Annotated in this window: 11 protein-coding genes; 5 read left to right on the top strand and 6 right to left on the bottom strand. The window is 43.3% G+C overall.

Annotated elements, in window-relative coordinates; all coding sequences use genetic code 11:
• Window position 1: 1 nt before the first annotated feature.
• From pilM to F6J99_RS45595, 3 genes are all read right to left on the bottom strand, one after another.
• On the bottom strand, window positions 2-1,105 hold the full coding sequence (pilM, locus tag F6J99_RS15520; protein ID WP_070392375.1) for a type IV pilus assembly protein PilM: 1,104 nt from the start codon (window positions 1,103-1,105) through the stop codon (window positions 2-4).
• Window positions 1,106-1,308: 203 nt separating this feature from the next.
• The gene (locus F6J99_RS15515) at window positions 1,309-2,607 is read right to left on the bottom strand and encodes a folylpolyglutamate synthase/dihydrofolate synthase family protein (protein ID WP_293113709.1); all 1,299 of its coding nucleotides are present in this window, start codon (window positions 2,605-2,607) and stop codon (window positions 1,309-1,311) included.
• A gap of 306 nt (window positions 2,608-2,913) precedes the next feature.
• Window positions 2,914-3,078, bottom strand: coding sequence for a transposase (locus F6J99_RS45595; protein WP_365973404.1), 165 nt, complete (start codon window positions 3,076-3,078; stop codon window positions 2,914-2,916).
• A gap of 58 nt (window positions 3,079-3,136) precedes the next feature.
• Between F6J99_RS45595 and F6J99_RS15510 the strand changes: the two genes are divergently transcribed.
• Window positions 3,137-4,603, top strand: coding sequence for a transposase (locus tag F6J99_RS15510; protein ID WP_293113708.1), 1,467 nt, complete (start codon window positions 3,137-3,139; stop codon window positions 4,601-4,603).
• A gap of 120 nt (window positions 4,604-4,723) precedes the next feature.
• Entirely contained in the window at window positions 4,724-5,410 is a 687-nt protein-coding gene (bchM, locus tag F6J99_RS15505; RefSeq protein WP_293113721.1) for a magnesium protoporphyrin IX methyltransferase, read from the top strand.
• 38 nt (window positions 5,411-5,448) lie between these two features.
• On the opposite strand, the gene F6J99_RS15500 is transcribed toward bchM, so the two are convergent.
• Window positions 5,449-6,816 carry a transposase gene (locus F6J99_RS15500; RefSeq protein WP_293113707.1) on the bottom strand — a complete coding sequence of 456 codons (1,368 nt, stop codon included), beginning with the start codon at window positions 6,814-6,816 and terminating at the stop codon, window positions 5,449-5,451.
• Between the two features lie 438 nt (window positions 6,817-7,254).
• Between F6J99_RS15500 and F6J99_RS15495 the strand changes: the two genes are divergently transcribed.
• Together F6J99_RS15495 and F6J99_RS15490 are read left to right on the top strand one after the other, a co-directional pair.
• Window positions 7,255-7,656 carry a hypothetical protein gene (locus F6J99_RS15495; protein WP_293113706.1) on the top strand — a complete coding sequence of 134 codons (402 nt, stop codon included), beginning with the start codon at window positions 7,255-7,257 and terminating at the stop codon, window positions 7,654-7,656.
• 14 nt (window positions 7,657-7,670) lie between these two features.
• A complete protein-coding gene (locus tag F6J99_RS15490) occupies window positions 7,671-8,048 on the top strand; it encodes a DUF423 domain-containing protein (RefSeq protein WP_293113705.1) in 378 nt (125 codons plus the stop codon).
• Window positions 8,049-8,365: 317 nt separating this feature from the next.
• On the opposite strand, the gene F6J99_RS15485 is transcribed toward F6J99_RS15490, so the two are convergent.
• Entirely contained in the window at window positions 8,366-9,346 is a 981-nt protein-coding gene (locus tag F6J99_RS15485) for a glycosyltransferase (protein WP_293113704.1), read from the bottom strand.
• Between the two features lie 63 nt (window positions 9,347-9,409).
• Here F6J99_RS15485 and menB point away from each other — a divergent pair, with 63 nt between their 5' ends.
• Complete coding sequence (gene menB / locus F6J99_RS15480; RefSeq protein ID WP_070396611.1) at window positions 9,410-10,243, top strand: 1,4-dihydroxy-2-naphthoyl-CoA synthase; 834 nt, start codon at window positions 9,410-9,412, stop codon at window positions 10,241-10,243.
• A 498-nt stretch (window positions 10,244-10,741) separates the two neighbouring features.
• On the opposite strand, the gene F6J99_RS15475 is transcribed toward menB, so the two are convergent.
• Window positions 10,742-11,050 carry a hypothetical protein gene (locus F6J99_RS15475; protein ID WP_070392370.1) on the bottom strand — a complete coding sequence of 103 codons (309 nt, stop codon included), beginning with the start codon at window positions 11,048-11,050 and terminating at the stop codon, window positions 10,742-10,744.
• Window positions 11,051-11,696 lie beyond the last annotated feature (646 nt).

Raw genomic sequence — 11,696 nt, 5'->3', positions numbered from 1 at the left:
GCTATACCTCTCGTAATCCTAATCCAAGCACAGTTCCTAAGCTCGGTCGTTCTACCATCGGAATATCTTTCTCCACTTCTAGGGAAAGAGCCGCCACCGGATCCACCTGAATCGTGGGCAAGCTTAACCGTTGGGTAAAAAATTCATCAAGTTGTCCGATACCACCCCCAGGACCAGCTAGTAGGAGTTGGGCTACTTCTAGATTGTCCATCTGATTGAGGTAAAAATCGATAGAGCGCCTTAGTTCATCAGCAATTTCTCCCAAGACTTGGATCAGAGCTACCATACCTGGATTTACCCCGGTCGAGCCGGTGCGCATGCCATCAACTGGGGTACTGGGAATAGTCATCCCCTGGAGCAGTTCAGTGTTTCTAGAGGCTGGTAAATTCATCGCCCGTGATAGAGCGCTCTGAAGTTGGTAGGTACCAATGGGAACAGTACGGGAAAACTGCGGGACACCATCTACAATAATGGCAATTTCAGTACTATCAAATTCAATATCTACCAGAACGGCTGCCTCTTGGGAAGGAAATTGACGCAGTTGTTCTCGGATGGTCCGAATCAGGGCAAAGCTATTAATTTCGAGTACATCTACTTGTAAACCTACCTGCTCAAAGGTATCGAGATAGCTATCGGTGATTTCTTTGCGAGTAGCCACCAGCAGGACTTGTACCTTTTCGATTCCATCTTCATCCACAAAGAAGCCAAGCTTCTGATAATCCAAATCCACTTCTTCCCGGGGATAGGGCAAATATAAGCCAGCTTCATGGTTTAGTACCATATCCCGAAGCTCGTTATCATCTAGCTCAGCAGGAATCGGAATAATCCGGATTACTGCTTCTCGCATTGGTAAAGCAGTAGCAACCCGCTCCACTTTCACTTGACTCTCCTGTAGAGCTTCTCGAATCAGTTCCGCTAAACCAGGGGAATCAACAATTTGTCCTCCTTCCCAGATCCCTTCTGGAACCTCATGAGAATATAGGGTTGTAGCTTTTAGGCTCTGACCTTGCCGCTGCAATTGAGCAATATGAATTCGTTCTGGGGCTAATTCTATACCAACACCTTGCTTGCGGCGGGAAAATAAATTTTTAAGATGGTTAACCATATCTAGCAAAGGGAGTAGGGAGTAGGGAGTAGGGAGTAGGGAGTAGGAAATATGGGATCAAAAATTATCTTATTTAGATACCAGATCTGAGTTAAGTAGATCGGGGTTTTAACATTAGGTTGCTATTGATCGTACCCAATTTATCTTATAATCATGACAATTTTTTGATTAATCCTGAAATTGCTAATTTTAGCCATTAGCGATTAGCCATTGCCATTACTGTCAACAAAAGCTTCTGTTCGCAAAAAGTGACCAACTAGGTACAGAGAACCACAAAGGACAGTAATCTTATCTTCAGCTTCGGCTTTGTTAAAGCTAGCACGGAGTCCTGTCACTAACTCTGGATAAGTAGCACAATCGGCTAAGGTTGGACAAATTTGTTGCGCGAGAGTAGCCAAGTAGTCTAGCTCAGCTGAACTGTGGTCAGGTACTGGCACTAGGTATAATCGATCCCCTGGTCTGAGCAAGGCATTAAAAATACCAGCATGGTCTTTGGTCGAGAGTATACCCATTACCCAGTTGACCGATTTACCTAGGGTATCAACATATTGTCTCAACCCCTGAGCAGAGGCTTGATTATGAGCTCCATCAATCAGTAAATGGTGATTCTCCCAGCTAGTCCACTGCAAACGTCCCAGCCAAGTGGTTTTGGCCATCCCCGATGCGATCGCATTTTCTGGTATCTCCCAACCCTGCTGTTGCAGAACTTGTACCGTTGCGATCGCAATCGCCGAATTAACCAACTGCACTTCCCCCAACAAGGGCAAACTATAGCTGATTCCCCCATACTCTACCCATCTGAGATCTTGTCGGGTGCTTGGCATCTTCCCCTCTGGCAACTCTACTGCTGAGTCTACCCACACCACTGGACATCCCAACTGATTCACCCTTGATTCAACCACTGCCCTAGCCTCTGGCGGGAGCGGACCAATGACTGCAGGACAGCCAGGCTTTAGGATTCCAGCCTTCTCCTTGGCAATATCAGCCAAGGTCGGTCCCAGGCGCTGCCAATGTTCCCAACTTAGGGATGTGATAATACTAACCAAAACGCGATCGCATACATTCGTTGCATCCAGCCGTCCTCCCAATCCCACTTCTATTACAGCCACATCCACCTGCTGCTGAGCAAAATACAACCAAGCAGCAGCAGTAGTCACTTCAAATAGGGTTGGTGGATCGGAACAGTTTTTTGGAATTGCTGCCTTAACTTGCTGCAAAATTGTGGCTAGGGTATGGGTGGAGATCGGTTCTTGGTTAAGGCAAATCCGTTCTGTCCAATCCACCAGGTGAGGAGAAGTATAACGTCCGACTCGGTAGCCAGCTTGGGTGAGTATAGAAGACAGGTAGGCACAAACTGAGCCTTTACCATTAGTTCCAGCCACGTGAATGATTGGAAAATCCTGCTGGGGATTACCTAAGCGCGATAGAAGTTCCTGTATGCGTTCTAAGCCAAGCTGAACACCAAAGTGTTTAAAGGATTGGAGAAGGTCGTCAATATCCATCACTCTGCCTCTAAGGGTACTGCGACCGTAATCTTTGATTCGGTCGTCGGGGAAGAGCGAGGACGGGGTATTTTGGTTTTCGCAGATATATTTCTTCATGTTTCATGATTCGCACCACTAATAAGATACAAAATAACCAATCTTCCCGAACACTAATTATTGTATAATTTACATTCACCATCAATATGGCGATTTTTGATAATTCCTTGACTGGTTATGATTTTGATTTTTTTAGCAAAAAAGCTAATAGTTTTTACAAACAAAATTGAGATTAATATAGCCGATCAAATTGGTCATGCTAGCCGTTCATTCTATAAATATACAATCATTTTTTTTGCATATATATCGACGGAAATCCTCAAGATAATTGATAATTTCACTGTTGATAATTTTTTTTCGGTATTTGGTTACTAGAACTAAATGAATTGAGAGGTCGTCAACTGTACCTCCAATTAACTTGCGTGTTGCCATGACTGTGTGGTACTATTCTCAACAGTCCTACTTTACCAGGCTTATTGTAAAAAGGTCAATGCAAACTGCTTATCGGTTTAAGATACAGCCAGATCGGGAGCAAAAATCAATGTTGTTAGATTGGCAGCAGAAGATCGGCTCTTTATATAACCTGTGTCTTAGAGATAGGATTGATAGTTATCACCACACCAAAATACTGGGCAACTATTGCGATTTGACGACAACTGCTGTTGCTTGCCCACTGACCTGTTCTGTCAATAAATCTGCATCGTTAGGCTATCCCTGGAAAACAGATAATCCAAGTCGTAGACCTCGAGAGAAAAAATTCAATCCGAGACGAACAGCTTACGAGATGCACTCCTCCCTAGCTACGGAGTGGAGACAGACAAAACCCTGGTATTCTACAGTTTGCTCTGATGTACTTCAACAGTCTTTAAGGCATTTAGACAAAGCTTTTACAGGCTTCTTTAAGCAGGGTCGAGGATTCCCAAAGTTCAAGAGTCACCACAATGTCGGCATAGAGTTTAAGCCTAAAACTGTTCGACTGTCTGGAAACAGGATTACCTTCCCGGTTCTGGGACAAATGAAGTTTTTTATTTCTCGTTATATTCCTGAATCCTGGGAGATTAGAACCGTTACTTTGAGTCGAGAAGTCGATGGCTGGTATGCTTCGATTCTCTTAAGAGACGAGACTGTGCCGGATACTCCAATTAAAACCGAACAAGAAATTAAAACCTGTATTGGTGTTGATGTTGGGATCAAAAAACTTGCTTCTCTGAGCAACGGCCAACTGATTGCTAATCCTCGTTTTGATAAGCAGTCATCACGTAGATTAAGAATTAGACAACGACGTTTAAGCCGTAAGAAACGGGGCTCAAAGAATAGAAAAAAAGCCGCAAAACGAGTCGCTAGTGTTCATCAGAAAATCCGTCGTCAAAGACAGGATTATCAGTGGAAGATAGCAAAAAAGATTGCTGAGTCTGCTGATATGATTGTGTTTGAGGATTTGAATGTTCGGGGGATGAAAGCTAGGTGTAAGCCGAAGTGGGATGAAGAACAAAAGCGATATCTAAGAAATAATCAATCAGCCAAGTCTCAGCTCAATAAGGCAATTTCTGATGCTTCTTGGTATAGACTCAAACAGAAAACTAAACATCAAGCCAGGAAGCTAGGAAATTGGGTGAAAGATATTAACCCTATAAGAACGTCTCAGGAATGTTCTAAATGTGGTTATGTCAGCCCAAAAAACCGAGATGGTGAAAAGTTGATATGTGAATCTTGCGGACACCACGAAGATGCTGATATTGATGCAGCTATTGTCATTGGTAATCGTGGAATTAAACAGCTAAATCTTAGTTCAACTAAGCTACTGGTGGTCAGCCAGAAAGTCACGCCCAAACCTGAATCAACAGGTTCTAAAATGAGGAATAAATCACTGCCGTTGGGCGGTGAGTCTGGGAATCCTAAACAAGTCGAATTTGTTCAACTCGAATTATTTGATTTGTTGGAATGGAGCAGTGGGTAACTGCTGTTCAGAATCTAAGACCGTAATTTTTAATTCGGTCTTAGAGGTTCAAGGGATGATTTTTTGATGAACCGCAAAGACGCGAATCATACCAAGGTCAGGAGAGTGTTGAGTATGAATATGAATACAGTTAATGATAAGGCCATTGTTAAGGATTATTTCAATGCCACTGGTTTTGACCGCTGGCGGCGGATTTATGGTGATGGCGAGGTTAACCGAGTACAGCAAGATATCCGGATTGGTCATCAGCAGACTGTGGATAAAGTGATCAGTTGGTTGGAGGCTGATGGTAATTTGTCAGGTTTGTCGATTTGTGATGCTGGCTGTGGTGTTGGGAGTCTGAGTATTCCTCTGGCCAAAAATAGCGCTATAGTTTTTGCTAGTGATATTTCTCACAAAATGGTAGAAGAAGCTCAGGTAAGGGCTAAGGAGAGTTTAGGGAATACTGAGAATCTCTCGTTTATGGTCAAGGATTTGGAAGGGTTAGGTGGTAGCTACCACACCGTAATTTGTCTAGATGTTTTGATTCATTATCCCCAGGATAAAGCGGCTGAGATGATAACTCATTTAGCTTCTTTGGCAGAGTCTCGTTTAATTCTTAGCTTTGCACCGAAAACCTTGCTTCTTACTGCACTTAAAAAGATTGGTGAGTTTTTTCCAGGACCAAGTAAAACCACTCGCGCCTATCAGCATCGAGAAGCAGATATTGTTACTATTTTAGAAAATAATGGGTTTTCGATTCAGCGACAGGAAATGACTAGCACTCGCTTTTACTATTCTCGCTTATTGGAAGCTATTCGTAAGTGACGCTCCTACACCAACTTTAAAGGTATGGTGTAGGCTTCTCAGGCACCCCGAAGAGTGCGTAGAACTTCCTTGGAGGTATCATCAGTAATAGAATCAACTATTTTGATGCTACCTTTACGGCGTTTTATAGTGGGGAACACGTCCAGCCCCACTCTCTTGATGTTGATAGCAGCATTAATATCTCTATCAACCCAGAGGTTTTCTATTTCATCCCAATATTTCCGGATACCGCAATCAGTAAAAATCACTTGATCTCGATAGGATAACAATTGAGAGGTGTAAGCAGGATTCTTGGCAACCACAACGGCTCCAGCTTTCGCAGCTATGTGACCAAGGATTACAAAGAATTCTCCAAAGGCGGCATCCGCCCAACTTAAGTTGAGCCCGGACTTTGCCGATTGACCATTTGGTAGGTATTTCCCTTCTTTGTCTCGTAATGGTGCATTACGCTTACTTAAACCTTTAAGGTTGAGGTTTTCATGAAAGAATACTTTCTTGCCTGTACTTACTAAGCTGTGGGCAGTCTTGTATTGGAAATCTTTTCTGGCGCGAGCAATCTTTTGGTGTTGCCGTCCCTCTTTTTTCGCTAGTTTTCGGCGTGCTTTACTGCCGCGCTTGCGAGCATTTTTCTTTTTGGAAATTTTGGCTAATTTAGATTGATTGCGCCTCAAGAACTTTGCCGATGGTAGTTTTACCCCTAAAGATGTCGCCAGATAGTACTCCTGGTGCAGTACTGCATCCATTCCTAGGGAGTTCTCCCAATTCGCCACGATTACATCAGGTGTAATACCAGGAACAGTAGGATCATCGAGTTTAAGGTTTACAAACCATCCATCACTTTTATTGATGAATTGCACTTGTTTGAGGATTGCACCATCGGGTAGATGGCGGTGAGAGCGAATTTTTAGCAAGCCGATCTTGGGTATTTTCAGGTAAAGGAACTTTCCCCCAGTCGAACACGAATGCAGGGTTAAACCTGCTCCTTCAACAATAAATGAGCGATAACGAGGCTGAGATTTGAAGCGAGGCTTACCACTCCTCTTGCCGTTGGTGTCCCCAGAAATAAACCGATCAAACGCCTTCTCTACACGTTTACAGACCTGCTGGAGAGTATTAGCTGGAACCCGTGAAAAATCCAAATCCTCCCCTGACCATTCCACTGTTACCTTACCCTTTTTGAGTCCTGGTAAAAGTTTCTTTTGGCTGTAGTAGTTGGGGCGATCGCGCAGTTCAGGAAGATGACAGACCAAGGGGCAAGAGTTAACCGAAGTTCTGTTATGTTCCCACCAATCAAACCTTTCACCAAGCTGACGATTATACCAGTACTGGCAAATCCTGAGCCAAAGATTTATCTCTAGCTTTTGGTCGGTGGTTGGAAGTGCTTTATACTGGTAAGTGTATTTCATCCCCTGGTGTTGGTAACTATAGTTAATACTACACTAATTAGTGTACAGATTTTGGAAAGGTTGCCATGAAAGATGATTAAATGATTACGAAGATATATTAAATCTCAGGATTCCCCGAAAGTGTAATTGGCTGTTAAAGGGGTATTGAACCCCTTTAACAGCCGCGCATTCCTCTGACACCAAATCAAAGATTATGGTGTGAGGCTCCTGCTAAGCTAGCTGAAAAAAAATAAGCATTCAGCGGTCAGCGGTCAGCGGTCAGCGGTCAGCGGTCAACGGTCAGCTGAAAATAAACCTCTTAGCTGATAGCTGAACGCGCACGCGTGCGCGTAGCGCATTAGCTGTTCGCGCAGCGTGCGCGTAGCGCATTAGCTGATATCTAATCGAAATTGTCTGGTCATGCTAAACAATAACTTTTGCTAAAAATTTGCTATTATAATGAAACGGTTTAAAAAAATATCTGCTGGTTTGGTCCTGACCTTTGGTATTCTATTATTGATGGTACCTGTTGTAGTATCAACTCGAAGGGAAGCAACGTCGCAGGATAAAGTTGATGCGCTGGGAAGTTTGATAGTAGGTATACCAGCTACCTTTTGGGGAGTATGGTTAGCATGGGGAATGTATCGACAAGAGGAAAAAGAAGTCCTCGAAAAGCTTCAGTCTACATTTTATCGCTTGATTCAAGACGAAAATGGTAGAATTTCAGTATTGAAATTAGCAATAGCAGCCAAACTTCCTATAGCTGTAGCTCAAGACTATTTGGACCACAAAGCTAGAGAATGTGATGCCACATTTGAGGTTAGTGAAGAAGGGAAAATATTTTATAATTTTACGCTTTAGCAAGGACAAAATTGATGACTCGGATTTTTTTAGCGATCGCATCGATATTAGGAGGATTATCAGTAGCAGCTGGAGCCTTTGCTAGCCACGCTTTGAAAGAAAAACTTACCGAACGAGCATTAGAGATTTTTCAGACAGGTGCTCGCTATCAAATGTACCATGCCCTAGCGCTAATGTTAGTAGCCTTGTTGTTGAGCCGCGCAGAAGTAGCACAAACCTCCCTTACCTTAGCTGGCTCAGCTTTTATCGCTGGAATTGCCATTTTTTCTGGTAGTTTGTACGCCCTCAGTTTAACCGGGATCAAGTGGCTAGGAGCGATCGCACCATTAGGTGGTGCGGCATTAATTCTGGGATGGGGTTGTTTAGCGATCGCAGCTTTGTCTTTCGAGTAATCACTAAATATTTTAGGGAACAGGGAACAGGGAACAGGGAACAGGGAACAGGGAACGGGAAATAACCAATTTAAATGCAAATCAGCTTAAATATTTATTTTCTTGACTGTCAACCTCGAACCGACCACCTTCAACCTCCAACCTTGGCCAATAGGCCACGCTACGCGAACAACCTTGGCCAATAGGCCACGCTACGCGAACAACCTTGGCCAATAGGCCACGCTACGCGAACAACCTTGGCCAATAGGCCACGCTACGCGAACAACTTCCAACCTCCAACCTTCAACCTTCAACCTTCAACCGACCACCTTAAACCTTCAACCTTCCATCTCCCGATTAGCCGCATAAACACCTTGGACGTTATACCAGTTAAGGAAAATTCGGGCAATTTCTAAAGCTAGCTGGGATTTACCTCGGTCAATTAGCCATTGTAAAAAGGGAGCCATGGTGCGTTCGTTGAGTCGTCCACCTAAAGACAGAATCCCCCAGAGTAATCGGTGTAGCCAGGTCATCTGAATCATCATCCTGACTTCCCAGGTAGGGTGCTTCCGGTAGAATAACACACCCATACGCCCCCGTTGAATTTCCCGGTCAATCATTCGGGGAATTTGGTCGAGGCTAAAGGGAGGATGCCAATGATAACCTACCGCTTCCGGACATTTAATCAGTTTTAAGCCCAACTGTTTGAGTCGGACACCCAGTTCTAAGTCTTCCCAGCCATAAAGTTGGAAGCGGGTATCAAACAGTCCAGCTTCTAAGAGCCATTTTCGTGCGATCGCAACATTCCCCGTCGCAAAATAGGCAGCAGAGAAATCGGTAATTTTATAGGGTTCGCTGGTAGGGTCGTCGAAATTACAGGTATTGATCACCCAACCGTAGGTGAATAAGCGATCGCATCCCAGACGCTGCTCTGCCTTTACCAAAGCATCAGCATGAGACTGGAGGAAATGCTCAGTAACTACTAAATCACTATCAATAAAGATAATTATTTCACCAAGGGCCTGCTTCACCCCTAAATTCCGAGCTGCAGCCGGTCCAGCGTGGTTTTGAGCAAATGAGCGTACATGGGGAAACTGATCCCCGTGTGCTGTCAACCAATCTAAAGTGCCATCCGTTGAGCCATCATCTACTAAGACAACTTCATAATCCAAGACCTGAGGTGCGACCCGTGGCGAATTTAATTCGCCAAGTAAGAGCGCACCTATGCTATCTTGCCTGAGTTGTTGATTTTCTAACGCGATTAGGCACTTTTTTAGAATCGGTAAGCGATTGTAAGTGGGAATGACAATGCTTAGCAAACTTGCGAACCTTTTGAATTTGATATGATTTTAAACTTGAATAGCGATCGCATGGAAAACGTTATGCAAATTGACTGGCAAACTCCCAAAACTTATGAAGACATTCTATACCACAAAACCGACGGTATTGCCAAAATTACCATCAATCGTCCCCACAAACGCAACGCCTTTCGTCCCAAAACCGTCTTTGAACTTTATGATGCTTTCTGTGATGCCCGCGAAGATCACAGTATTGGTGTTGTTTTATTAACTGGTGCTGGTCCTCACACCGATGGCAAATACGCCTTTTGTGCTGGTGGTGACCAAAGTGTACGAGGCAAGGCTGGATATATTGGAGAAGATGGTGTTCCTCGCTTAAACGTATTGGATTTGCAACGCCTGATTCGTTCCATACCCAAAGTAGTGATTGCCCTAGTTGCTGGATATGCTATTGGTGGTGGTCATGTCCTACATCTGATTTGTGACCTAACGATTGCTGCTGATAATGCTATCTTTGGTCAAACTGGCCCGAAAGTCGGTAGTTTTGATGGTGGATTTGGCGCTAGCTATCTTTCCCGAATTGTTGGTCAAAAAAAAGCCCGAGAAATTTGGTTTCTCTGTCGTCAATACACCGCATCTCAAGCCCTAGAAATGGGTTTAGTTAACTGTGTCGTGCCAGTGGAGCAGTTGGAAGCAGAAGGGCTACAGTGGGCAAAGGAAATTTTGGCAAAAAGTCCTATTGCCATTCGTTGCTTGAAAGCTGCTTTTAACGCCGATTGTGACGGTCAAGCTGGTTTACAAGAGCTAGCTGGCAATGCTACCTTACTCTATTACATGACAGAAGAAGGAGCCGAAGGTAAACAAGCTTTCCTAGAAAAGCGTCCACCAGATTTTCGTCAATATCCTTGGTTACCTTAGATTATAGCAGTTCTCAATTGGTGAGGTACAAATTTCTGGGGAGTAGGGAGTAGGGAGTAGGGAGTAGGGAGTAGGGAGTAGGGCACAATTACCGCTGTCAGCCATGCAAAGCACGAGTGTGGAGGGGCTGCATCAACACAGAGTCAAATTTTATCACTGATCCGAAGTTCCCCGTTCCCTGTTCCCTACCTTTACAGATTAATTTTAAACAATTTTAAACTTGGTGCAAAATTTGATTATCAATAAAAAACGCACCTTATTTGCAATCAAAGTGCGAGGAAATGTATTTTAATAGCAGATATCAGGTGCCGAGTTTTATCAAATTATTTGGCTTTTTAAGCTGACACCTTTAAGCAGGTAACTACTAGAACTAGAAGATTTGGTTTAAACTGATTTTTGTGAAATTTTTTTATTTGAATTATTGATTGTCTTAAGGGTAGAGTTACTAGTAAGTTACTGCTGATATTACTGATAATACGAATAATTTACATCAACAATTTACACCAGCATGATGTCTGTTGACGAATTCTTAGAGGTGATGGTCTCACCTTGAATGGTCTTGTCTGTCCCAGAGGATTTTTCAGAGCACTTTACCGATAGCTCCTCTGTGAGCATCAGTTGTTCATCTTGCCAAATCTCTTCTAGTTTCTCCCAAGAAGAAGAAAAGGTAGGCATAGCAAAAGCACAAGCTTTCCAGGTAGCTCTGACAGGCACCCCAAGTTGTTGACACATACCCCCTCGTCGTCCTTCTGACTGATAATACTGACAAAATCTGCAACTAGATACAGGTAAATTCAATGTTTTCATGATAACTCTTTTTTTGTGAAAAAAATTTTATCTCCTCTTCACATTTAATTCTGCTACCTCCTACCTCAGCTTGTTATAGATAGCAAGCTGTTGACCAGCCTAGGTTATAGCCATATCGTTAGCCCCTAAAGCTTTAATATTTTCTTAACTATTTTGTTACAAATAGAAATATTTTATTTTACAAAAAGTAACAAAAAAACCAGGGTTCTGAAAGAATTGGCTTGCTTTATAGCAAAACCCCATAGGGATCAACCAAAAAAACACACCAAAAGTGTATTTAGATACTGAATCTATCCCGATTAACTTATGAAAAAGTATCAGTTCAGTGTTCTAAAAATCAAGGGTCAGCCAGGGAGGCTCACTGGCTTTTAGCCTCCACAGCAAAATTAGCTCTACCTCTTATACCAAAGTCTTAGAGCAAATTTAACAAAACTCGCTATCCATCCCCACCGTCTTTCACGGTGGGGATGGATAGCGAGACGAGGACTTGTTGCGAATCGTGTTAGAATAAAGTTGGTTGATGACCCGCCTGACTGACTAAAAGGCTACCTTCAAGGTGTAAAAGTACGCTTCAGAGCTCAGGGTCAGAAGTTACCGCAAGAATAAGGCAGCCTTTATGGTTGGTCGGCTATGGGTAAAAGGGTTA

It is taken from the genome of Moorena sp. SIO4G3, from assembly GCF_010692305.1.
Taxonomy (GTDB): Bacteria; Cyanobacteriota; Cyanobacteriia; order Cyanobacteriales; family Coleofasciculaceae; genus Moorena; species Moorena producens_A.
This window is presented reverse-complemented; position numbering and strand designations above follow the sequence as displayed.